20 protein-coding genes and 1 tRNA gene are annotated in these 22,185 nt (G+C 60.0%); 15 read left to right on the top strand and 6 right to left on the bottom strand.

Annotated features, from left to right (window positions below):
* The first annotated feature begins 86 nt into the window (after nucleotides 1–86).
* From IGS75_RS02855 to IGS75_RS02845, 3 genes are read left to right on the top strand one after another with little or no spacing between them, the layout of a single operon-like run.
* On the top strand, nucleotides 87–689 hold the full coding sequence (locus IGS75_RS02855) for a nitroreductase family protein (RefSeq protein ID WP_141352684.1): 603 nt from the start codon (nucleotides 87–89) through the stop codon (nucleotides 687–689).
* A 4-nt stretch (nucleotides 690–693) separates the two neighbouring features.
* On the top strand, nucleotides 694–1,878 hold the full coding sequence (gene ubiM, locus IGS75_RS02850) for a 5-demethoxyubiquinol-8 5-hydroxylase UbiM (protein ID WP_202258100.1): 1,185 nt from the start codon (nucleotides 694–696) through the stop codon (nucleotides 1,876–1,878).
* Nucleotides 1,879–1,918: 40 nt separating this feature from the next.
* Nucleotides 1,919–2,932, top strand: coding sequence for a zinc-binding alcohol dehydrogenase family protein (locus IGS75_RS02845; protein ID WP_202257507.1), 1,014 nt, complete (start codon nucleotides 1,919–1,921; stop codon nucleotides 2,930–2,932).
* A 30-nt stretch (nucleotides 2,933–2,962) separates the two neighbouring features.
* Here the strand turns inward: IGS75_RS02845 and IGS75_RS02840 are convergent, their stop codons facing one another.
* From IGS75_RS02840 to IGS75_RS02830, 3 genes are all read right to left on the bottom strand, one after another.
* Entirely contained in the window at nucleotides 2,963–3,448 is a 486-nt protein-coding gene (locus IGS75_RS02840) for a hypothetical protein (RefSeq protein WP_141352680.1), read from the bottom strand.
* 94 nt (nucleotides 3,449–3,542) lie between these two features.
* Nucleotides 3,543–5,966, bottom strand: coding sequence for a DUF3772 domain-containing protein (locus IGS75_RS02835; protein ID WP_202257506.1), 2,424 nt, complete (start codon nucleotides 5,964–5,966; stop codon nucleotides 3,543–3,545).
* Between the two features lie 164 nt (nucleotides 5,967–6,130).
* Nucleotides 6,131–7,204 (bottom strand): quinone-dependent dihydroorotate dehydrogenase, encoded by a 1,074-nt coding sequence (locus IGS75_RS02830; RefSeq protein WP_202257505.1) that lies wholly within the window; start codon nucleotides 7,202–7,204, stop codon nucleotides 6,131–6,133.
* A 123-nt stretch (nucleotides 7,205–7,327) separates the two neighbouring features.
* Between IGS75_RS02830 and IGS75_RS02825 the strand changes: the two genes are divergently transcribed.
* The 7 genes from IGS75_RS02825 to hflX all read left to right on the top strand — a co-directional run bounded on the left by IGS75_RS02825 (nucleotide 7,328) and on the right by hflX (nucleotide 15,372).
* A complete protein-coding gene (locus tag IGS75_RS02825; RefSeq protein ID WP_202257504.1) occupies nucleotides 7,328–7,567 on the top strand; it encodes a hypothetical protein in 240 nt (79 codons plus the stop codon).
* A gap of 538 nt (nucleotides 7,568–8,105) precedes the next feature.
* Nucleotides 8,106–9,221: a tRNA dihydrouridine synthase DusB gene (gene dusB / locus IGS75_RS02820; RefSeq protein ID WP_202257503.1), complete on the top strand. Its 1,116-nt coding sequence runs from the start codon at nucleotides 8,106–8,108 to the stop codon at nucleotides 9,219–9,221.
* A 33-nt stretch (nucleotides 9,222–9,254) separates the two neighbouring features.
* Nucleotides 9,255–9,986, top strand: coding sequence for a sigma 54-interacting transcriptional regulator (locus IGS75_RS02815; protein WP_202258087.1), 732 nt, complete (start codon nucleotides 9,255–9,257; stop codon nucleotides 9,984–9,986).
* Complete coding sequence (locus IGS75_RS02810) at nucleotides 9,983–12,370, top strand: sensor histidine kinase NtrY-like (RefSeq protein WP_141352670.1); 2,388 nt, start codon at nucleotides 9,983–9,985, stop codon at nucleotides 12,368–12,370. Before IGS75_RS02815 ends, IGS75_RS02810 begins: the two co-directional genes overlap by 4 nt.
* Nucleotides 12,360–13,772 (top strand): nitrogen assimilation response regulator NtrX, encoded by a 1,413-nt coding sequence (gene ntrX, locus IGS75_RS02805; RefSeq protein WP_141352668.1) that lies wholly within the window; start codon nucleotides 12,360–12,362, stop codon nucleotides 13,770–13,772. Before IGS75_RS02810 ends, ntrX begins: the two co-directional genes overlap by 11 nt.
* A gap of 47 nt (nucleotides 13,773–13,819) precedes the next feature.
* On the top strand, nucleotides 13,820–14,074 hold the full coding sequence (gene hfq / locus IGS75_RS02800) for an RNA chaperone Hfq (RefSeq protein ID WP_141352665.1): 255 nt from the start codon (nucleotides 13,820–13,822) through the stop codon (nucleotides 14,072–14,074).
* Nucleotides 14,071–15,372 (top strand): GTPase HflX, encoded by a 1,302-nt coding sequence (gene hflX, locus IGS75_RS02795; RefSeq protein WP_141352663.1) that lies wholly within the window; start codon nucleotides 14,071–14,073, stop codon nucleotides 15,370–15,372. Before hfq ends, hflX begins: the two co-directional genes overlap by 4 nt.
* Nucleotides 15,373–15,394: 22 nt before the next feature.
* On the opposite strand, the gene IGS75_RS02790 is transcribed toward hflX, so the two are convergent.
* Nucleotides 15,395–16,555 carry an OpgC family protein gene (locus tag IGS75_RS02790; protein ID WP_141352661.1) on the bottom strand — a complete coding sequence of 387 codons (1,161 nt, stop codon included), beginning with the start codon at nucleotides 16,553–16,555 and terminating at the stop codon, nucleotides 15,395–15,397.
* Between the two features lie 339 nt (nucleotides 16,556–16,894).
* Nucleotides 16,895–18,349, bottom strand: coding sequence for a SulP family inorganic anion transporter (locus IGS75_RS02785; protein WP_202257502.1), 1,455 nt, complete (start codon nucleotides 18,347–18,349; stop codon nucleotides 16,895–16,897).
* 264 nt (nucleotides 18,350–18,613) lie between these two features.
* Between IGS75_RS02785 and IGS75_RS15395 the strand changes: the two genes are divergently transcribed.
* From IGS75_RS15395 to IGS75_RS02775, 4 genes are all read left to right on the top strand, one after another.
* Nucleotides 18,614–18,931: a Rossmann-fold NAD(P)-binding domain-containing protein gene (locus IGS75_RS15395; RefSeq protein WP_237468944.1), complete on the top strand. Its 318-nt coding sequence runs from the start codon at nucleotides 18,614–18,616 to the stop codon at nucleotides 18,929–18,931.
* Nucleotides 18,924–19,070 carry a hypothetical protein gene (locus tag IGS75_RS15390; RefSeq protein WP_237468942.1) on the top strand — a complete coding sequence of 49 codons (147 nt, stop codon included), beginning with the start codon at nucleotides 18,924–18,926 and terminating at the stop codon, nucleotides 19,068–19,070. The genes IGS75_RS15395 and IGS75_RS15390 overlap by 8 nt, the downstream gene beginning before the upstream one ends.
* A 153-nt stretch (nucleotides 19,071–19,223) precedes the next feature.
* The gene (locus tag IGS75_RS15385; RefSeq protein WP_228123840.1) at nucleotides 19,224–19,385 is read left to right on the top strand and encodes a hypothetical protein; all 162 of its coding nucleotides are present in this window, start codon (nucleotides 19,224–19,226) and stop codon (nucleotides 19,383–19,385) included.
* 101 nt (nucleotides 19,386–19,486) lie between these two features.
* A tRNA-His gene (locus IGS75_RS02775) sits at nucleotides 19,487–19,562 on the top strand.
* A gap of 32 nt (nucleotides 19,563–19,594) precedes the next feature.
* On the opposite strand, the gene IGS75_RS02770 is transcribed toward IGS75_RS02775, so the two are convergent.
* Complete coding sequence (locus tag IGS75_RS02770) at nucleotides 19,595–20,524, bottom strand: DMT family transporter (RefSeq protein ID WP_202257501.1); 930 nt, start codon at nucleotides 20,522–20,524, stop codon at nucleotides 19,595–19,597.
* Between the two features lie 214 nt (nucleotides 20,525–20,738).
* On the opposite strand from IGS75_RS02770, the gene IGS75_RS02765 reads away from it, so the two are divergent.
* Complete coding sequence (locus tag IGS75_RS02765; protein WP_141352654.1) at nucleotides 20,739–22,160, top strand: mannose-1-phosphate guanylyltransferase/mannose-6-phosphate isomerase; 1,422 nt, start codon at nucleotides 20,739–20,741, stop codon at nucleotides 22,158–22,160.
* Nucleotides 22,161–22,185: the final 25 nt, after the last annotated feature.

Genomic DNA, 22,185 nt, shown 5'->3' with positions numbered 1-22,185 from the left:
CGAGGGAGTGTCACTATTCCTTGAGAATGACGGAGTCTGGAAAAGGCCCTTGGCGGAGAGGGGAGATCGGGCCATATTTCCTGATCATGGCACATCATCATTCCCCCCTCGACGTCCTTCTCTCCCGCGCTTCGACGGACCATCTCGTCGAGCCCCCGCCGAAGGGGGATGAGCTCCGAACCATTCTGTCCGCTGGCCTGCGGGCTCCGGACCACGGGAAGATGCGTCCCTGGCGCTATACGGTGATCAAGGGCAAGCATCGTGAGGCGTTTGCTGATCTCGTGGTGGAAGCGATGGGGCGGCAGGAGCCTGACGCTCCCGAGGCCAAGAAGACCAAGCGCCATCACCGCTTTGCCAACATGCCGATGATCATTGCCCTGGGTATGCATCTAGAACCGGAAGGCAAGATCCCGGTGATCGAGCAGGAAATGGCTGTTGCGGCAGGGGCGATGAACGTCCTGAACGCGTTGCATGCTGCCGGATTCGGCGGAATGTGGGTGACGGGGCCGTTCTGTGAGGACCGCGTGCTTCTTGAGTCGCTGGGTCTGCCCGAGCCACATCGCCTGGCCGGTTTCCTGTTCGTGGGAACGCCTGTCAAGCATTCGGATGAGCGCAAGCGGCCTGAGATCAATGATTACATGGCTGTCTGGAAAGGAGATGCCATCACATTCGTCGCGGACGCCGGGTGATCTGATGCGTTACGACGTCATTATTGCGGGCGGTGGCCCTGTTGGTCTGGCCTGCGCCATTTCGCTCGGGCGCGATGGCCGGAAAGTCTGTGTGGTCGAGCGGTCACCAGCGCACGTACTGGCTGACCCGCCGTTTGATGGCCGTGAGATTGCGCTGACGCATCATGCGTCGGAATGGCTGAAAAGTGTCGGCGCTTGGGACGAAATCCCCGCTGGTAATATCTGTCCGATGTATACGGCGCGCATTGAGACAGGAAAGTCCGGGAGCCCGCCGCTTCTGTTCGATGCACCTACAGCTGGTCCCGATGCACTGGGATATATGGTGGCAAATCACCTGATCCGCCGTGCCCTGTATCGTGTCGCTTTGCGAACGCCGGGCGTGGATATCCGGGCCGGGGAAGCTATTGCCAGTTCGTGGCACGATACTCGATCGGCGGGTGTTGTACTGGCCAATGAGGAGCGGATTGAGGCTGATCTTCTGGTCGCGGCGGACGGGCGCTTTTCCCGTCTGCGGACTGAAGCGGGGATTGGTGCGATCGTGCATGATTTCCAGCGCAGCATCATGGTCTGTCGCCTGCGGCATCCGGAACCTCATGCCAATACCGCGCTTCAGTGGTTCGATGAGGGGCAAACGATTGCCCTTCTTCCGGTCGCCTCCGACGACAGACCGGGATCGTGCTCCTCGCTGGTCCTGACGCTGGAGCCAGATGAAATCGCGCGCCTCAAGGCACTTGATGGTAAGGCTTTCAGCGAGGATATTACGGCCCGGACGCAGGGACGCATGGGGCAGATGACGCTGGAAAGTGCTCGCTGTGTCTATCCGCTCAAGGCGGTCTATGCGCATCGTTTTCAGGCTCCGCGTTTGGCGCTGATTGGTGATGCGGCTGTGGGCATGCATCCGATTACGGCGCACGGGTTCAATCTGGGCCTGAGGGGACAGGAAGTTCTGGCACGGGCGATTGCCAACGGGGCGGGGGATGCGGGCGATCCGTCCGTTCTGTCGCGTTTCGAGCGCACGCATCGTCGGGCAACGGCGCCGCTCTTTGCCGCGACCAATGCGATCGCCACGGTTTATACCCGCGATGAGCCGCCGTTCTTGATGGCGCGGCGGGCTGGGCTGGCGGTGGCCAACCGTCTGTTGCCGTTCAAGACGGCGGTGACGAACATGCTGATGGACCGGCACGGCTGATTCTCTGGCGGCGTTCTTTCTGACTTAGGAGATTTCTCCAATGAAGGCTTTCGGGCACAGGCGCGCGACCCGCATGGACGAAACTGATGCGTTGGTTGAACTCGACATTCCGACCCCTGTTCCGGGGCCGCGGGATGTCGTGGTGGAAATCCGGGCGGTTTCGGTCAATCCCGTAGATACCAAGCTGCGGTCTCTGGACCCGCCGGATGATGAGCCCCGGGTTCTGGGATATGACGCGGTCGGAACTGTTGTTGCGACGGGTGGTCAGGTCCGGGGTTTCCGGGCCGGGGATCGCGTTTTCTATGCGGGTACCGCCAGTCGGCAGGGGAGTGATGCGCGCTATCAGGCGGTCGATGAACGCCTGATAGCGCTTGCTCCGAAAAGCCTCTCCGATGCTGAAGCTGCCGCCTTACCGCTGACTGCGCTCACGGCCTGGGAGCTGCTGTTCGACCGTCTGGGGGTGCGGCTGGGCGAGATGGACAATCCGGATGCGATCATGATCGTCGGCGGTGCGGGTGGTGTGGGCTCGATCCTTACACAGATCGCACGCCGTCTCACGGGACTGACAGTCATTGCCACGGCGTCCCGTCCGGAGACGACAGATTGGTGCCGCGAAATGGGCGCACACCACGTGATCGATCATCGTCGGCCGCTCGATCAGGAACTGGCGCGTATCGGAATTCCGCAGGTGCGTTATGTGGCTGGTCTGACCGCATCTGGCGAGCACAGGGATGCGATCGTGCGCTCTCTCGCGCCGCAGGGCGCACTCGCCCTGATCGACGACCCGGGCGAGTTTGACATTATGCCCTTCAAGCGCAAAGCCCTCTCCGTGCATTGGGAATACATGTTCGCACGTCCGATATTTGAGACGCCGGACATGCCCGAACAGGGCAGAATTCTTGCGCAGGTGACATCGCTTGTTGATGCCGGTCTTCTGAAGACGACACTGCATGAGATGCTGGGGCCGATCACTATTGCCAATTTGCGCCGGGCACATGAACTGCTCGAAAGCGGCAAGGGTATTGGAAAGGCCGTGCTCTGCGGCTTTGAGTGAGACTGTTAACTGACGGGCAGAAATGGCCCGTCAGTTGAAATGCGCCCGGAGCAGCGGGGTGGACGAGATGCAGAGCATGATCAGTCCGAATAGCGCCATGACCTTGATGACAAAAAAACAGGCGTGCTGACGGGCATCGGCCCCGGTAGCCAGCATCATGAATGGATCTGGATCGGGAAAGCCCGTTTTGCTACCGATCTGGACGAGTTCAAGCGCCCGCTGACGGTTGGCGGCGGCCTGGGTGCGGCGGCGTATCATTTCCGTGCCGGAGATATCAGCTTTTTCATGCAGGGCTGTGAGATAGAGTTCCAGATCCTCGCGGCGGTACACGATTTTCCCGTCGGGCGACTGCGTCCGTGCCGGCCCCGTGCCGAGCAGGGCAAGTAGCTTCATCCGACGTTCTGGCAGCCCGAGATGAACCGCGGCCTCCGCCATGGAGAGCGCCCTGAAGCGGACAGGCAGGTGAAAAATCTGACCCGGCGTTTTGTCTCCGGAAATCTGTGTCGGGGATGGCATCGATCTGAATCCTGGCCTCTTTAGACGGGCTGACCTTAGGACCAGTCCGTCTGGGAATCGAGAATTGTGCGGAGTCCCGGAAAGTATTTCCCGATCAGGCTGTTGTGATGGCCACGTCTTCGGCATGGAAGCGGCGGAAGACGTCAAAAAGAATGGCGTCCTGCACACTGCTGCCGTCGCGGGCCGAGATGATGGCGACGCTTAGCGTCATGGTCAGACTGTCTCCGGCAATCGCGCTCACCCGGACTTTCGGCGATGGTGTTGCGAGGACTTCGTCGCGATGGGCCGCGACTTCCAGCAGCATGGCTTTTGCCTTGTCTGGATCAGTGGTCAGGGGGATCTTGAACGTCAGGGTCAGGACGCCGGTCGCACCGCTCAGGGTCGCGTTCTTGACGCTGGTCGTGATGAACTGGGAGTTCGGGACGATCATGGTCGAGCCATCGCTCAGGCCGATATCAGTGGCGCGGATGCTAATGCGTTTGACGTCACCGCGCGTGCCGGCGATCTCGACCATATCGCCAACACGCACGGGGCGTTCTGCCATCAGGATCACGCCGGAGACGAAGTTCTGCACGATGGATTGCAGGCCGAAACCGATACCGACCGAGAGCGCACTGACCACCCAGGTCAGGTTCTGGACCGAGACACCGGCGATGGACAGGATGCCCAGGCCGACGAGAATCCAGGCGCAGTAGGTAAAAATGCTGAGGATCGAGGTGCGGCTGCCGATATCGAGGCGTGTGGTGGGGAAGAAGCGGTCCCGGAGCCAGCCGCGCGTCTGACGGATTGCGTAATACGCTACCACTAGCAGAATAACGGCCAGAACCACGGTATCGAGCGAGATCTTCACGCCGTGGATGGTATTGCCGACGAACAGGAGCCAGAGCCGGTTCGTAATGTCAGTGACGCTGAAGCTGCCGTCCGTCTGGGCAATAGAGAACAGGAGCAGCAGGAGCAGGACGTTGCCGAGCCCCGAGAGGATCACGCCAATCTGTGACAGGCGGCGTTGCGTCAGGCCGAGCTGGACCAGGCGCAGGCTGAAGAACCCGCCTTCCGAAAACAGCCGGTCCAGTACGTCGCGCCAGCACAGGCCCAGAAGCGTCACGATGGCAACCCCCGTACCCAGTGAGAGCAGCCAGCCATTGAGCGTGAAGGCGAAGGCCACATAGCCCAGCAGGATGGAGATGACCGTCACCGCCAGAAGCAGGCTGGAAACACCCAGCGCGGAAGGTGCAAAACCGCGGGTATCGTTCTGGTTGCCAAGCCTGCGGAATGTGTCCACTGCGCACAGGCCAATGGCGATCGAGAACGCGATTTCCAGCAGGAGCTGAAGCGTCTGGCCAAAGGTGTCTTGAGCCTGAAAGGCCCGCAGCAGGTCCAGCAGAAGGATGCTGATGGCAAGGATCCAGTCCACGCCGCGCAGTGCCTTGCGCTCGCCTGGATTTCCCTGAGCCAGAACACCGTTCCGTCCGAAGACGGGCAGCCCGGCACCAATAATGAAGCCGCAGACGGGGAGCGTCTCCCCGATGATAGCGCCGATCGGACCACCGCCATCAGGGAGAGCGGCGGCCGCCCAAATGAACCAGACTAGCGTAGCGATTAGGGCTTCCAGCGCGCCATTCAGTGTGATGGCGATTATGCTGCCTGAGAGAGCTTCTTTTACGCTGTCTTCGGTGGCGGGACGGAAATGGGCGCCGCAGCGTTTGAGCAGACGCAGGATCAGCGGTGAACTGAGGCCGATGGTCGCGAAGGTGATCGCGCAACCGATCAGAAGATAGAGCCAGTCGGACAGCACGCCACCCGCATGGAGAGAATAGCGGTTTTCGGCACGCTCGGTCAGGAGCGTGTTCCAGAAGCGCGGAGCGAGGGGCGAGACCGTCCGTTCGGACAGGGCTGCGTGTTGCAGGCGTGTGCGTCGGGCATTGATGGCCGTGTTGAGCTGCTGAGCCTGAAGATTATAGAGTTTGGCCCGCATAAGTGCCGATTTTACAGACTGCGAATTTTGCTGCATCCGCTGGCGTTGTGCGGTGACGGACGCATCCTCGTTTTCCGCGGCTTTCGGGCCAAGGATTTTCAGGAAGGATTCGGTGATGTTGTCGTAGGACTGGATCTGCGTAACGGCGTCCTGTGTGTTCTGCTTGACCTTCTGGATCTGGGCCGACAGGGCGTCGAGTTCATTATTGCCCGTGTTGACGTTCTTACGGTTCAGCGTCGCGAAAACCTGCTGCAATACTGCGGCGTTGTCATCGAGCTGACGACTGATGGAGGCGGAGACCGCGTTCCAGCCAAGCCCGGAATTGGCGGGATCTGACTGCTGGGTCTTGTCGGCATCCTTGGGTGCGTCCTTGGTCGGGGCCGCTGCCGTTTGAGCCGCTGCTGCCAGCGCAGTAGGTGTCGTCACCCCTGCGTAGAGCAGACCGAAGATGAGGAACAGAGCGCTCAGCATGGATCCACAGGTCGTTCCGGGGCGCAGGGTGCGGAGATTTGAAAAGTCGCGCGCGGGAGGCCGTGTGTTCATGCGAAGGTGTTCCGTCCAGTGGTCTTGATGGGGTTTTCAACGGCTTGTGGCCGCAGGGGTTTAATTTCCGCCCTGAAGCGGTTCATTGCGCGGGGCGGATTGATATGAAAAGGGCACCTTTCCTCAAAAGGAAAGATGCCCTGAGAAGGGAACTTACCGGTCCATCAGTTCGGTCGGTCAATGCCATGGGCATCGGCGATTGTCTCGAAGCCGTCGCGGCGCATGGCATCGAGCAGCTCTGTCTTCATACGGGCCAGGATGCCGGGGCCTTGCAGCACGAAGGATGAATAGATCTGCACCATATCCGCACCCATGCGGATGCGGGCGAGGATATCTTCGCCGGTCTCGATGCCACCACAGGAAATCAGTGCCAAGCGACCCTTGTTTAGTCCCGAGACGATCCTCAGTACATCGCGGGAACGCGGGGCGAGGGGGCGGCCGGACAGGCCACCATTTTCGCGGGCTGCGGGATCGCGTAGAGTTGCGGGACGGGCGATGGTCGTGTTGGTTAGGATCAGGCCCTGTGCGCCGCCTTCGATCGCGGCTTCGAGGATGGGCTCGTAGGAGCTGTCATCCAGATCGGGCGCGAGTTTGACCAGAAGCGGAGGCCGCTCCGGATTACGGGTATTGATGGCGTCCAGAAGCTCTTTCAGCATCGTGGCCGACTGAAGATCGCGCAGCCCCGGCGTGTTGGGAGACGATAGGTTCATCGTGATGTAATCGGCGTAGGGTCGCACGCGGGCCACGAGGTCCGGATAGTCCCGTAGCGGGTTGGAGCCGGTCTTGTTGATTCCGATATTCACGCCCAGCGGGACGGTCGGACCGCGCATTCTGCCATTGGGCATCGGGCGGTGCAGCCGGGCGAGGCGGCGGCAGAAGCGGTCAACGCCGCAGCCATTGAAGCCCATGCGATTGATGATCGCTCCATCTTCGACCAGCCGGAAAAGACGGGGGCCTGGGTTGCCGGGCTGGGGGCGGGGCGTCACGGTTCCGGCTTCGACATGGCCGAAGCCCAGTTTTGCCAGCGGACGGACGGCGCGGGCATCCTTGTCGAATCCGGCGGCCAGGCCGATCGGGTTGGGAAAGCGCAGGCCGAGCGTGCGGGTCGAGAGGGCCGGCACGTCCTTTGGTGCCTGGCCGCCAAGGCCAAGGGCAAGGGAGTGAATGGCGAGTTCGTGCGCCGTTTCGGTGTCAAAGCGGTGCAGGAGCGGAGTGACGAGCGTTCCGAGATCGATCATGAGTCGTTTCCATACCCTAATCCGCGGTGTGACGCATTAGCTTCGCGCGCCTGGATCATCCCGGAGTGTATCTGATGGCGTTTTGTCTTGGCGGTGGCGCAGGGACGCGATAGACGCGAACACATGTCCGATGCATCCGCTGCTGAATCCTACGATGAGCCTTATCTGGAGACGTGCTGCCGCTCGACGCTGCACCGGCTGTTATTGTGCGCGTCGACGGGGCGACCGATAGGGCTGAGGGACCAGCCTTGTCTTGAGCGACTGGAACGGCTCGGATTGTCGGAACTGCGTAATGACGGACGTTTTGTTATCACGCAGGATGGTCTGAAACGGCACCGCGAGGAAATCGGCCCGACAGAGTAACGTCAGGTCTTGCCGGTCTGGTCCCCCGAAAGCCTGCGTCCCATGTTGCCTGCAGCATTTTATGAAGTGGAACGCATCGTTTCGTCCATGGTCTGGCGTATGTTGCCCTTTTGTGGCGCGTCGATATTGGGCACGAAGAGGCTGCCGGGAACATGAGGCGCGAGTGTTTTCAGACCTTGGTTAAGACGTTTGACGCGGGCGTCAGGTTTGGGGACCATCGCGCTCCCGAAGAAGGTTCGCACTGACGCTTAGTCCGCTCGTCCTGGGATCACCTCTTCAGGAAGTCGGGAACGGTGCAGTTGAACTTTTCGGTTTCGTCGAGAAAGATCATGTGCGCGCAGTCCTCGAACTTCATCCCTGTGCGGTTGGGTATGTGCTGCGGTTTTTCGGAGCGCCCGTGTCCCTGTTCTTCTTAATGGATACGTGTTCCGCTACTGGTCGTAATGTGCGGTAAGCTCTTCATTCGTAAAGAATGGTGGAAGTTGCGTGCAAAGGAGCGTTTGCGCTTGCGGAGACGGGCCGCTAAATTGATCCTGCCATGACTGCTTCCGCTCTTTCCGCCGCCTCTGATTCTCCTGCCGCAGCACCCCCGAACCGTGCTCTGAAACCCATCGACCTGGGGCAGGGCGTAGTGATCGAGGATCCGGTGATCCTTGCTCCGCTTTCGGGGGTTACGGATCTGCCGTTTCGGCAGCTTGCCCGTGATCTTGGGGCAGGGCTCGTCGTGTCGGAAATGATCGCCTCCTGGGCGATGATCCGCGAGAATGAAAACACCATGCGCATGGCACGGATGGCCGAGCGCGGGCCCAATGCGGTTCAGCTTGCCGGATGTGATCCTGAGGCCATGACGCAGGCGGCAAAGATTTCGGTGGATGGGGGCGCGAACCTCATCGACATCAATTTCGGCTGCCCGGTAAAGAAGGTTGCGATTGGGCAGATGGCTGGTTCTGCGTTGATGCGAGACGAGGTTCTGGCTGGAAAACTGCTCGCAGCGACAGCGCGGGCCGTGAATGTGCCGGTCACGCTCAAAATGCGCATGGGGTGGGACCATAATTCGCTTAATGCACCACGTCTGGCGAAGATCGCGGAAGAGAGTGGCATTAGGCTTGTGACGGTTCACGGCCGTACCCGGCAGATGTTCTATAATGGTACGGCGGATTGGCGTTTCGTTAAAACGGTGAAGGACGCAGTTTCACTTCCCGTCATCGTCAATGGCGATATCAACACCATCCGCGATGCACGGGAAGCGCTGCACCAGTCGCAGGCTGATGGCGTCATGATCGGGCGTGGCTGTTATGGACGGCCTTGGTTTACGGCACAGGTCGCGCAGTCCCTGCGGACCGGTGAAGATGTGCCGGACCCGGATCTGGCGACTGAAAAGGAAATTGCCCTGCGGCATTACCGGATGATGCTCGATCATTTCGGCGAACGGCCGGGCCTGCGTCTCGCCCGTAAACATGTATCCTGGTATTCTGCCGGGCTGCCGGGATCGGCGACGTTCCGCTCTACCATCAATGGTGTCGAGAGTGCAGCCGAGGCTATCGCGCTGCTGACTGCGTTCTATGACCGGCATATTGATGCTGGTGTCGTGCGCAACCGTGAGGCCGGCCCGACGGGGAGTCTGAGCCGCGACGGCACGCGTGAAGCGGCCTGAGGGCGTGAGTGGTCCGGCCCGTCCGTGTCAGCCATGACGGAGCAGTCTACTTCAGGTCTGGTCGAGCAAGGCTGCCATCCGGTTTTCCTGTACGGCGCGTCCCGCCTGGATCGGCAGGACGTTGCCCGGCGGCTTCACAGTCATAGCGCACGTGCACAGAATCCGTTCGTGATTGCTGCCCTGACCGCGACGCCGCGCGCGCTTCGTGAAGCGGCTCTTTTCGGAAATGGTGAGGCGGGTTGGATCCGGCAGGCGCAGGGCGGAACCCTGCTGCTGGACGAGATCGACTGTCTGTGTCCCCTGATGCAGGATCGGTTCATGGAATGGCTTGCACAGGAAGGCACGGATCTGCGTGTGATTGCGGGAAGTCGGCATGATCCTGTTCTTCTGCTTCGGCAGGGAGGGCTATCTGCCGGCCTGCATCGCTGGTTGTCGGCACTGCCCGCCGCACAGCGTCTGGGTCCTGAGCGGATAAGTGCGGTCTGTCGTCTGGCGGCAGGTACGGGCACAGCGCGTCCTCGCGGGCTGGGGCGAGCCCTGGAACGACCGCTGGCTGAATATCTTGAAGGCGATCTGGAAAACGGGGCGGGCGATCTGCATGCCTGTGTGGTGGGCGAGGTCGAGCGGCCGCTGATCACGATGGTCCTGCGGCGGACCTGCGGTAACCAGTTGCGCGCTGCCGCCATTCTGGGTGTAAACCGCAATACCCTGCGCAAGCGCATCCGCGAACTGGGCATTACGATCCCTAAAGGTATCGACGAGTGAGACTTCCTTCCCTGAGGCGCCTGTTTGCAAGGCTGACTAGTGCCAATGGGGCGGTTCTTCTGACGGTTATGGCGCTGGTGCTCGCTTTTGCGACGTTCGTCGTGCTGTCGGGGGGCATGTCTCTGGCGCATCGTCCGCAGGTGCAGGCGATCGTTTTCCTGCTCGACTTCATCATGCTCATGCTGATTGCGGCAGCGGCGGTGGTTCAGATCGGGCGGATGTTGGCCGAACGCAGGCTCGGCCTGGCCGGTGCGCGGCTGCATGTGCGACTTATTACGCTCTTCGGCATCGTGGCGGTTGCCCCGACCATCGTGGTGGGAGCAGTGGCGACGCTGTTCTTCCATTATGGCGTGGAAATCTGGTTCTCCAACCGTGTGAATAATGCGCTGAACGAAGCCCGTTCGGTCGCGGTTGGTTATCTGCAGGAGCATAACGACAACGCCCGGACTGAAGCCTTCGCCCTCGCCAATACGCTCATTACCGTCCAGAACGACGAGCTTTTTTCCCGTGGGACTGACCTTTTTCACGATCCCGCACGTCTTCAGGAGTTTCTGGACGATGAAGTTACCGAGCGCGGTCTGACGGATGCAGAGGTGTTCGATCCGCTGACCTACAAGGTTCTGGCGGTGGGCGGGTTGCTGGGCAGCGATGCAGACATGACGACTGCACCGCCATTGCCACCCAAATCCGTGCTGGAACTGGCACGACACGGCGAAGCCGTGATTCTTGACCGTCCGGACCAGCGCAGGGTGCGCGCCGTGGTCGCACTGGGCGGTAATTCCGGTCTCATGCTGGTTATAACGCGTCCGGTTGACCCGGATGTCGTGGAACACATGCGTCGCACGGATACGCTGGTGGCGGATTACCAGCGGCTGATCACCAATCGCGGCAAGACGCAGGTCTTGTTTGCGGTCATTTTCGCCCTGATGGGTCTGCTGGTTCTGGCTGTCGGAATGTTGACCGGGCTGGCGCTGGCCAATCGTATCGCCAACCCGCTCGGACTGCTCATTCTGGCGGCCCAGCGGATCTCTAAGGGCGATCTGGGGGTGCGGGTGCCCGTCCCCGACGATGCGGGGCAGGACAAGGACGATGAAGTGACGGGCCTGTCCCGTGCCTTCAATAGCATGACGGATCAGCTTGAAAGTCAGCGCTCCGAGCTGATGCAGGCTTATGACCAGATCAACGAGCGGCGGCGCTTTACCGAGACCGTGCTGGCCGGTGTATCGGCCGGTGTGATCGGGCTGGACCGGATGCAGGTCATCGAACTGCCGAACCGTGCGGCGTCCAGCGTGCTCCAGCGCAATCTTCAGCCAGCCATTGGGATGAAGCTGACGGATCGGGTGCCGGAGTTCTCGGGCCTTCTGGAAGCCGCCCGTATGGCGCCGGAACGCGTTCATACGGCGGAAATCCAGGTGGACACGGAAGGTGCGCAGCGTCCGGGTGGGCCAGGCGAGGGTGCCGGTGCCGGGGCAGGGCGGACGCTTCTCGTGCGGGTCGTGGCGGAGCTGCGGGGGCAGGACGTTGCGGGATATGTTGTGACCTTCGATGACATCACGGATCTTCAATCCGCACAGCGCAAGGCGGCCTGGGCGGATGTGGCACGGCGTGTGGCGCATGAAATCAAAAATCCGCTAACTCCGATCCAGCTTGCGGCAGAACGTCTCAAACGGCGCTTCCTTAAGGAAATTCACTCCGACCCCGAGACTTATACCCAGCTTGTGGATACGATCGTGCGACAGGTTGGAGATATCGGGCGCATGGTGGATGAGTTTTCCGCCTTTGCACGGATGCCGCAGCCCGTCATGCAGCCGGAAGACTTTTCGCGCCTGTGCCGTGAGGCGCTGGTGCTCCAGCGGAACGCTCATCCCGAAATTGTGTTCGAGACGACCGGACTGCCGCCCTCAGGGCCGATTGTGCGTTGCGATCGGCGGCTAATCGGGCAGGCCCTGACAAATCTGCTACAGAATGCAGCTGATGCCATCAGCATGGCAGGCCGCGGAAAACCGGGAGAAAATGCTTCTGGACAGTCAGTGCAGCCAATTGGACACATTGTGGTGGGCTTGCACATTCGCGGCGGGCATGTCCTGCTAGACATAGAAGATGACGGGATCGGCCTGCCGACGGTGGAACGCCACCGGCTGACCGAGCCATATGTAACCCACAAGGCGAAGGGCACCGGCCTCGGCCTTGCGATCGTCAAGAAGATCATGGAGGACCATTCCGGGATGCTTCAGCTCACTGATCGGGAACCAGACCAGTCCCGTGGCGCGTCGCCCGGGCAGCGGGGAACGCGCGTGACCCTGTCTCTACCGTTATGGGAGCAGGAGAGCCATGGCCCGGGTGGAACAGACCCTCAGACCAGGAGGACAGCAGATGGAACATGAGATCCTGATCGTCGATGACGAGCCGGATATCCGGTTTCTTATCGAGGGTATTCTGAACGACGAGGGCTATAAGACACGGACGGCGGCCAATTCGGATCAGGCGCTCGAACTTTTCCGTGCGCATTGTCCGTCGCTGGCGATTCTGGATATCTGGCTTCAGGGATCCCGGCTGGACGGGATCGAACTCCTCAAGATCTTTCAGACCGAGGAGCCGGGCCTGCCGACACTGATGATTTCTGGGCACGGGACCATCGAGACGGCGGTGTCCAGCCTAAAGCTCGGGGCCTATGACTTCATCGAGAAGCCGTTCCAGTCGGACCGGCTTCTGGTCGTAGTGCGGCGTGCGCTGGAAGCCGCGCGTCTGCGGCGGGAAAATGCGGAACTGCGTCTGCGGGCCGGTCCGGAAACGACGCTGTCGGGAGACGGCGCCGTCATTTCAGGCGTTCGCGCCCAGATTGAGCGTGTCGCCCCCACCAATTCCCGTGTGTTGATCAGTGGTCCGGCCGGATCGGGCAAGGAGGTTGCAGCTCGCATGATTCATGCGCGCTCTCGTCGTGCGGAAGGGCCGTTCATCGCTTTGAACTGTGCCACACTGGCGCCCAACCGCTTTGAGGAAGAGCTTTTCGGCCTTGAGGGGGAGGGGGGGCAGCCGATGCGCCGCGGCGTGCTGGAGCGTGCCCATCGTGGCACACTGCTGCTGGACGAGGTCGCCGACATGCCGCCTGAAACGCAGGGCAAGATCGTGCGTGCGCTTCAGGATCAGACATTCGAGCGTCTGGGCGGTAATACGCGGGTGAAGGTGGATATCCGCGTCATCGCCACTACCAACCGGGATCTCCAGTCCGAAATCGCCGCGCATCGGTTTCGCGAGGACCTGTATTACCGCCTTGCGGTTGTTCCTCTGCGCATTCCGTCCCTGCGCGAACGGCGCGAGGACATTCCAGGTCTGGCTCGGCACTTCCTGGAGCGTTGCGCTCAGTCTTCCGGTCTTCCGGTCCGGGAACTCTCCGTGGATGCGCTTGCCGCCCTGCAATCCTATGAATGGCCGGGCAATGTGCGTGAATTGCGCAATCTGATGGAGCGGCTGCTGATCATGATGCCGGGGACGGGGAACGATCCGATCCGGGCAGATATGCTGCCGGCCACCATCAGCCAGGGGGCACCGTCAATGACGCGCCTCACTTCTGGAGCAGATGTCATGAGCCTGCCGCTGCGTGAGGCACGGGATCTGTTCGAAACGCAGTATCTGCAGGTGCAGCTCATGCGGTTTGGCGGCAATATCAGCCGGACGGCCAGCTTTGTCTGCATGGAGCGCAGTGCACTGCACCGTAAGCTCAAACAGCTTGGGGTGACGACGAATGAAGATCGCAATGCTGCACCTTCCACGCCGGTGAATGGCTGAGATGTCGAACCGTTTTTTTTCCTTTCCTTCTCTCGACTGTTAACAGCGTGACTTCAGAACCTTCCTCTTCTGCCGGTTCCCGTGCCGTGCAGGAGGTTTTCCTCGATCATTTGCGCAGAACCGAAGCGTCCGTGACCGTCTTTCTGGTTAACGGTGTGAAGCTTCAGGGCATCGTTGCTCAGTCTGATGCGCATACCCTGCTGCTCCGTCGTGATGGCCATGTGCAGCTTGTCTACAAACACGCCGTCAGCACGATCATGCCGGTGGCGACGATGTCCCATTTTGTGGAAGAAGAACTTTGAGCGGTTTTGACACCCAAAAACCCGCAACCCGTGCGGCCGTCATCCTGCCTTGGGAAAAGTCGGGGCCGCAGGAGGAAATCCGCGCGGCTGATGCGCGGCTTGAGGAAGCGGTTGGTCTGACGGCGTCGATCGGGTTGGTCGTGGTACGACAGGCGGCCATTCTGTTGCGTGCGCGTCGCCCGGCGACCCTGCTGGGAAGCGGTCAGGTCGAGCAGTTGGCTGAGGCGGTCAAGCTGGACAACGTTGATGTGGTCGTCATTGATGCGCGTCTGTCCCCGGGTCAGCAGCGCAACCTCGAAAAGGCTCTGGGCTGCAAGGTAGTGGACCGGACGGGGCTGATTCTTGATATCTTTGGTGCGCGTGCGGCGACCCGTGAGGGCGTGCTTCAGGTCGAACTCGCTCATCTGGAATACCAGCGCTCGCGGCTCGTGCGGCTGTGGACCCATCTTGAGCGTCAGCGCGGTGGCTTTGGCTTTCTTGGTGGCCCGGGCGAGACGCAGATGGAAGCGGACCGTCGGATGCTGGCCGAGCGGATCGGCAAGATCAAAAAAGAGCTGGAACAGGTGCGCCGGACCCGTGGATTGCATCGTGAATCGCGTAAGCGCGTGCCGTTTCCGGTCGTCGCCCTTGTGGGCTACACTAATGCTGGAAAGTCCACGCTGTTCAATGCTCTGACGGGTGCATCCGTCCATGCGCAGGACCAGCTTTTTGCCACGCTGGACCCGACCATGCGCGGGCTGCGTCTGCCATCGGGCCGTAATGTTATCCTGTCTGATACGGTGGGGTTCATCAGTGAACTGCCGACAGAGCTGATCGCGGCTTTCCGGGCAACTCTTGAAGAAGTCGCGCAGGCGGACGTGATCCTGCATGTCCGTGACATTTCACATCCCGACAGTGCGGCGCAGCGGGCTGATGTGCTCAACGTTCTTGACGGTATGGTGCGCGACGGAATGCTCGATGCGCACTGGCCGGACCGTACGATCGAAGTGCTGAACAAGGCCGATCTGGTCGGTGGTGTCGAAGCTGTGCCAAAGCGTGAGAACGCAGTGGCGATCTCGGCCATTACGGGCGAGGGGGTGCCGGATCTGTTCGAAATCCTGGACCAGTATCTGACGCGATCAATGAAATCTGTGGATGTCCGTCTTCCGATTACGGATGGCGCGGCTCTGGCCTGGCTTTACCAGCACGGTGAAGTGGTCGGGCGCACGGATCGGGAAGACGGTATGGACGTTCAGGTCCGTCTTTTCTCGGCGGATTTGGAGCGGTTCGAGTTGTTGCATCCGAACCGGATTATATAGCAGGCAGGCTGAACAAAGGCCGTTATTCGGGAGCTGGCGCGGGGCGTGCCGGGCCCGAAGACAGGCGGGCCGCTTTGGCCCGCTGACGGGCGCGGTCCAGCGGGATGGCCAGCGCGTAGGTCAGGCCGAGCCCGACCACATTCATCACAAGCTGCTCCCACAGATTGATGCCAAAGCTTGCGAACATTAGTCGTCCCAGCAGGTCCAGGACCGTGCTGCAGGCAAAGACTTCCAGCGAGTTCCGCCCGAGCAAAGCGAGGCTCTGACCGATCCGGTCGGCGGAAATGCGACGCAGAGCCCTGGAAGACTGCACCAGATAAAAGATCGCCATGATGTCCAGCAGGCGCCAGATGGCGAGAGTGGATTTTCCTGTATTAGGCGGGGCTGGGAAAATTCGTAGAAACGGGACGTGCCAGTACTCGTATGGGAAACACAGTACAAATGCTCCGGCGAGATAGGTCAGACACAGGCCTTTGGCCCATGGGCGATAGGGCAGATCGCCATTGTTTTTCGAGGCCCAGACGGCGCCCAGAATTCCCAGAATATACAGAAATTGCCAGCCGAACGGATTGAGGTACCAGCCAGTGGGATCCAGCCAGTTGGGGATGGTAATATGTGGATCAAGATTGGCGATGGCCCATATGGCTACGCTGAGAGTGACCAGAAGCCATAGACTGTGCCTCAGGAGCCAGTAGATCACTGGGAACAGCGCCAACAGCACGACATAAAGCGGTAGGATGTTGAGATAACTCGGCAGGGCATCGAAGGTCAGGATACGCCACAGCCAGCTATAGCCATGCGCAAGCTGGGGTTCGATCGTATATTCGGGCAGGGGCTGGTAATGGCGCCACTTACGTACAGTCCAGACGAAAACCAGCGTCATGCCGGTCTGATACAGATACAGTCTGAGGCATCGGGTAAGAATGCGGTGAATGCCGGTTTTCCAGCCCTGACGGTCAATCAGGCGCCCATAGGCCAGATAGGACGCGTAGCCCGCCAGCATGACGAAGATCTCAGCCGCGTCCGCAAAACCGAAATTGCGGATGGTGATGCGGTTGAGTAGATCATCGGGAACATGATCTACGAGCATCATCAACAGGGCAATGCCGCGTAGCGCATCCACGCGATGATCGCGGGGGTTTTTGCGCGCTAAAGTTTCTGGGGGCTCTTGAAGCGGCTCCATGACTTCTTCTTACCGTCAGTACGGAGGGAGGGGTATGGGTGAGACGTTACTGTCAGATTAAAGATTGGACGGAATTACAGACTGTGGCTGTTCGTCTCCGGATGATGCAGAGCCGGGTCCATTTTGCCCTGCATGTTCATGCCGCCGCCTCCAACGTTGTCACCTTTGTTTCCACTATTCGAGGAGGGGGTGGGTAGGCTCCTGTTCGGCAAGGACGAGACCGGAAGGGCGGCTTTCAAGGTTCATAACCTTGCGGATGAAGTTGCTCAGGGACACCACCAGGTCATGAATGGAGGTAGGGCGTCCGTACGGTTGTACAATTTCAAATCCCGCTGAGCCTTACAGTGCGAGTAGGCTCTCGTTAGACTGCGTGGCGATGATGCCATGCTGGTCATGATGAAGCCCCGTGACTTCGACCGTATGTCCGTGGGACTGGAGCTTGCTGATGATCTTTTCCAGAACCTGTACCGAGGTGATGTCCCAGAAGCGGGCCTGGGCGAGGTCGAGAACCACGGTTTTGGCATCGGTATGATAGTCGATGGCGTCAGACAGGCTATCTGCAGACGCGAAAAAGACTTGTCCGGACGCCCGGTATGCCAGCGTCTCGCCCGACCGCTCTTCTGTAACGCGCAGGAGCTTTGCGGCATGCCATGCGAAGAATACACCCGAGAGCATGACACCGACCGCAACACCGGCAGCAAGGTCGTGGGTCATGACGACTACGGCGACCGTGACGAGCATCGTCAGGCTGGACAGGCGCGGATGACGTGTCAGGTCGCGCAGGCTGCTCCAGGAGAACGTGCTGGCGGAGACCATGATCATGATGGCGACAAGGGCGGCCATCGGAACCTGCCCGACCCAGCGATGCAGCAGGACCATGAGGGCCAGCAGGAATGCGCCAGCGGTAAAGGTGGACAGACGTCCGCGTCCGCCATAACGCAGATTGCCAACGGTCTGCCCGATCATGCCGCAGCCTGCAATGCCGCCAAATGCGCCAACGAGAATGTTGGAAATGCCGAGACCCGTGCATTCCATGCGCTGGTTGCCATGGGTATCGGTAATGTCATCAACGACTGCGGCCGTCATCATGGATTCCAGCAGGCCCACGGCAGCCATGGCCAGCGCGTAAGGCAGCACGACCGACCACGTCGCCCAGTTCAGGGCGATGTGCGGTAAGGTCAGGCTGGGAAGGCCGGTCGGTAGGTCGCCGAGATCCGAAACTGTATGAACCGGCATAGGATGCAGCATCGTGATGGCGGTGAGAATGACGATGCAGATCAGGGGGGAAGGAATGGCGTCCGACAGACGGGGCAGCAGATAGATGATGACGAGGCCCAGCGCGATCAGCGCATAGGTATGCCAGGTCACGCCCATCATCTGTGGCAGCTGTGCGGAGAAGATCATGATGGCCAGTGCATTAACGAAGCCCGTGCGAACTTCGGCGGGTACAAACCGCATGACGGCCTGAAGACGCAGCAGACCAAACACGACCTGCAATACACCAGCGACAAGCGTCGCGAGCAGCATCGCCTGTACGCCATGAGCGTGAACCAGCGGCGCTGCGACCAGAGTTACCGAGCCGGCAGCACCAGAAATCATGCCTGGGCGTCCGCCGAAAATGGCGATCGAGACCGAAATGACGAAGGATGCGAACAGCGAGACGGCCGGGGAGACGCCGGCGATATAAGAGAAAGCGATGACTTCGGGGATGAGGGCAAAGGTGCCGACCATTCCGGCCAGCACTTCGCGCAGCGGGTTCTGTGCCCACTGGCGACGATAGAGAGCGGGAGTCATGAAAGATCCTTGAGCGTAGGGCGTGAACAGGGTGCGACGTATTCCGGCCCGGCGCGGCAATGAGGAGTGCAGTGTAACCCGGCTCGGTTCAGGATTGAAGGTCTGGAATGGAAGGGATGTTTTACTCGCGCATGGAATAACGGGCGACGTCTTTGCGTTGGGACGGAACAGACTTTCTTTCATCTTGAGCGTGTCACGGCCAACTGCCCCGCCCCGCCATTCAACACCCCGCATCAGAATCATATTCCTGGCCAGACGTCCCTCATGAAGCCGAAGCCCGATTATGGTGAGCAGAGCTATGTGGGCCATGACCGCCTGCGCGGAAAGATTGCGGGCATCACGGGCGGGGATTTCGGTATCGGGCGGGCGGTTGCGATCGCCGGGGCACGCGAAGGCCTGAATGCCGTCCTGTCATTCCTGATCGAGGAAAGGGATGATACCCGCGAAACTGAATTTTGGATGCGCAAGGCGGGACGGCGCGCTCTTCTTGTTCCCGAGATCTGGGGGACGGGGATGTCTGCGTCGAATTTTTGTGGACCGGACAGTCTCGGAGTTTGGTCAGATCGACACTTTGGTGAATAACGCGGCCTTCCAGATCGAGCGTTCGCCTCTGGCGGATGCCGGTGAGGAGGAATGGGACAAGACATTCGACATCAATGCCGGCTTAGCCTTTCAGCTGCCGCGTCTGGCAGCGCCGCACATGCCGCGAGGTTTCGGTTAGTGTCGATTAGCCCAAGCTTCTGGCCTACTCCGCGACCAAGGGTACCATCGAGAACTTTAGCGGTGGCCTGGCACAGTTTCTGGGCGAGAAGGGAGCTCGCTCCAACGTGGTGGCGCGCTTGACCCGATCTGGACGCTGCGGATTCCGGCGGCCATGGATGTGGAGCATGTTGAACACTTTGGTGCGAATACGCCAATGAAGCGTCCGGGGCAGCCTACGGAACTGGCCGGGACGTATGTTTCCCTGGCCACTGATGACGCCAGCTACATCTTGGACGCCACGATTACCGTCATCGGGGCTACTCCTGTGGTCTGAGTCGGAACGGGGTGATCGAAAAAATCCGGGGCGTAAAAAAAATTGCGTCAAAGGACTGGACGACAGCCCCAACCTTCCTCTAGAGAATGCGTCGCTGTGTGGCGGATGTAGCTCAGTTGGTAGAGCGCCGGTTTGTGGTACCGGTTGTCGCGGGTTCGATCCCCGTCATTCGCCCCAGCAATTTTTCTCTGAAAATTTGAATATTTCCTTCAAGGCTTTGCGACATCAGCCTGCTGGTGCTTGTGTCCCCAGTGTTCTTCCAGAGCCATGCGTTCGAAACGTAGTTTCTGGCGGATCCAGTTCAGCATGCCTGAGAACGTGACGATCACGATCCCCACGAAAGTCCAGTTGTCCAGCGGCTGCTTGAACAACATGTAGCTGAATGCAACTGCCCAGACCATCTGGCTGTATTGTGGAAGGGCAACCCGGTTCGCGGGGGCGACGGCTGTGGCCATCATCATGAAAAGCTGGCCCAGCGCTGCGAGAAAGCCGTATCCGAACAGGATGGACCAGACCTTCCAGCCATGGGGCCAGGACGCATGAGCGATCATGAGAAGTCCGTCGCCGATTAGTGGGCCGAACAGGCTTGATCCAAACAGGGAAAGCCTGGCACTTCCATTTCCGGCCAGCCGGTAGGCTACGACGCTGCTGGCATTGGCGAGGGCTGCGACGATCGCGCAGGCGTGGCCCAGATGGAACGTCCTTGCGCCGGGCCGCAGTACGATTAACACGCCGAGAAATCCGACCGCGACTGACAGCCAGGTCCAGAACGAGACCTTTTCCTTGAGGATCGTCACAGAAATGATGGTGACGAAGAAGGGCATCAGGAACATCAACGATAGCGCTTCTGGCATGGGTAACAGCATGAAGGCCATGACGCTCGCGGCCGTCGAGACGAATGTCGAAGCTGCACGCAGAATCCACATTCCCGGGCGCGCTGTCGCGAAAATGTCGGAATAGGGTTCGTTAGGATAGCGGATGAAAGGCAGGATAATGAAGCCGAAGACGCCGCCTGAAAACGCAACTTCAAATGGGTCCAGATGCCCCGACAGCCCCTTTGAGCAGGCATCGCTGATGGAAAAAGCGGCATAGCCAAGCAGCGCCAGCAGAATACCGGAAGAGAAAATATTCTGCTTCATGAGTTCGTTTCTCCACGGATAAAGCCAATTTCCATCTTGGGATAAGGAAACCTGCTTATGGTGACAGTCAATGTTTCTGATGTTCCACTCATTATTGGGGGTAGGGATAGGACTGGAAGCAAAATTGGAAAGGTTGCGCCCTTGATGTAGGATGCCCGCCATTCGGGGAAGCCATACGGCCCCCATCTTGTGGATGAAAAAGCGTAAGCCCCCCATGTCCCAGAAGATCGTTCCAGTCATTCTCTCCGGTGGATCAGGCAGCCGTCTGTGGCCGGTTTCGCGCAGCAGCTACCCCAAGCAGTTTTGGCCTCTCCTGTCGAAGCATACCCTGATCCAGGAAACGGCACTGCGTGGCGCACGGGCAGGGCTGGCAGATCCAATCGTAATCTGTAATGCCGAGCACCGCTTCATCGTCGCCGAACAGCTGCGGGATGTTGGGGTTGAAAACGCCCGGATTGTCCTCGAGCCCGTGGGGCGCAATTCCGCCCCGGCCATCGCTGCGGCCGCGTTTCTGGTGGCCGAAACCGATCCAGACGCCGTTCTGTGGATCATGGCTGCTGATGCGGCCATTACCGATGAGGCAGCTCTCTACTCCGCGCTTGAACATGCCGTTGCAGCAGCAGGCCAAGGACGGATCGTGACGTTCGGAATGAAGCCCACGTGCGTCGAGACGGGCTATGGCTATATCGAAAGCGGTGCGCCCCTTTCGGGCCTTGAAGGCGTTTATGAAGTGTCGCGCTTTGTTGAAAAGCCTGATACCGCAACCGCAGAGGCTTTTTTTCGTGATGGCCGGTATCTGTGGAATTCTGGCATGTTTGTGACGCAGGCCAGCGTTTTCCTCTCCGAAATCAAGACGTTCGAGCCGGACATCTATGAGTATGTTGGACAGGCCGTTCAGGCCCGTCACAGCGATCTGGATTTTGACCGGCTGGATGATGCGAGCTTCCGTCAGGCTCCAGATATCTCCGTGGATTATGCCGTCGCCGAGCGCACCAAGCGTGCGGCGGTGGTGCCGGGCACGTTCGGATGGTCGGATATCGGAAGCTGGGATGCGCTGTGGGAGCTGACGTCCAAGGATGAAGCAGGCAACGCCACGTTCGGAGATGTTTTCCTCGACGATGCGCGGAACTGTTATGTCCGTTCGGACGGAATCGTGGCCACGGTCGCCGGTGTGGAAGATCTGATCGTTGTCGTGACGCAGGATGCTGTCATGGTCTCGCATCGTGACCGGGCGCAGGACGTCAAGCACATGGTCAACCGCCTGAAGAAGGCCGGACGGAAGGAGGCCGTGGCTCATAATCGTATGTATCGCCCGTGGGGCTTCTATGAGAGCCTGATCCAGGCGGACCGGTTCCAGGTCAAACGGATCGTGGTTGAGCCAGGCCAGAAACTCTCGCTGCAAAAGCATTTCCATCGCGCCGAGCACTGGGTTGTCGTGGGCGGCACGGCAGTCGTCACCCGTGATGCCGAACAGATCATGGTGCGTGAAAACGAGAGCATCTATCTGCCGCTGGGCTGTGTGCATCGGCTTGAGAATCCGGGGCGGATTCCGCTGACCCTCATTGAGGTGCAATCCGGGCCTTACCTGGGCGAAGACGATATTGTCCGGATCGAGGACGTTTATTCCCGAAACTGATGCGGACCGGAGGCCCTGATTCTTT

The organism is Gluconobacter sphaericus (genome assembly GCF_016757795.1).
Classification (GTDB): Bacteria; Pseudomonadota; Alphaproteobacteria; order Acetobacterales; family Acetobacteraceae; genus Gluconobacter; species Gluconobacter sphaericus.
Note: the sequence above shows the minus strand (reverse complement) of the source record. Positions and strands in the feature narration are given on the sequence as shown.

Bases quoted from the DNA above. Each gene is read 5' to 3' on its own strand.
- ubiM (WP_202258100.1), top strand. From the start codon at position 694: ATGCGTTACGACGTCATTATTGCGGGCGGTGGCCCTGTTGGTCTGGCC.
- IGS75_RS02855 (WP_141352684.1), top strand. From the start codon at position 87: ATGGCACATCATCATTCCCCCCTCGACGTCCTTCTCTCCCGCGCTTCG.
- IGS75_RS02845 (WP_202257507.1), top strand. From the start codon at position 1,919: ATGAAGGCTTTCGGGCACAGGCGCGCGACCCGCATGGACGAAACTGAT.
- IGS75_RS02790 (WP_141352661.1), bottom strand. From the start codon at position 16,555: ATGGAGCCGCTTCAAGAGCCCCCAGAAACTTTAGCGCGCAAAAACCCC.
- IGS75_RS15395 (WP_237468944.1), top strand. From the start codon at position 18,614: ATGAAGCCGAAGCCCGATTATGGTGAGCAGAGCTATGTGGGCCATGAC.
- IGS75_RS02840 (WP_141352680.1), bottom strand. From the start codon at position 3,448: ATGCCATCCCCGACACAGATTTCCGGAGACAAAACGCCGGGTCAGATT.
- IGS75_RS02830 (WP_202257505.1), bottom strand. From the start codon at position 7,204: ATGATCGATCTCGGAACGCTCGTCACTCCGCTCCTGCACCGCTTTGAC.
- IGS75_RS02785 (WP_202257502.1), bottom strand. From the start codon at position 18,349: ATGACTCCCGCTCTCTATCGTCGCCAGTGGGCACAGAACCCGCTGCGC.
- IGS75_RS15385 (WP_228123840.1), top strand. From the start codon at position 19,224: ATGGATGTGGAGCATGTTGAACACTTTGGTGCGAATACGCCAATGAAG.
- dusB (WP_202257503.1), top strand. From the start codon at position 8,106: ATGACTGCTTCCGCTCTTTCCGCCGCCTCTGATTCTCCTGCCGCAGCA.
- IGS75_RS02835 (WP_202257506.1), bottom strand. From the start codon at position 5,966: ATGAACACACGGCCTCCCGCGCGCGACTTTTCAAATCTCCGCACCCTG.
- IGS75_RS02765 (WP_141352654.1), top strand. From the start codon at position 20,739: ATGTCCCAGAAGATCGTTCCAGTCATTCTCTCCGGTGGATCAGGCAGC.
- IGS75_RS02815 (WP_202258087.1), top strand. From the start codon at position 9,255: ATGACGGAGCAGTCTACTTCAGGTCTGGTCGAGCAAGGCTGCCATCCG.
- ntrX (WP_141352668.1), top strand. From the start codon at position 12,360: ATGGAACATGAGATCCTGATCGTCGATGACGAGCCGGATATCCGGTTT.
- IGS75_RS02770 (WP_202257501.1), bottom strand. From the start codon at position 20,524: ATGAAGCAGAATATTTTCTCTTCCGGTATTCTGCTGGCGCTGCTTGGC.
- IGS75_RS02825 (WP_202257504.1), top strand. From the start codon at position 7,328: ATGTCCGATGCATCCGCTGCTGAATCCTACGATGAGCCTTATCTGGAG.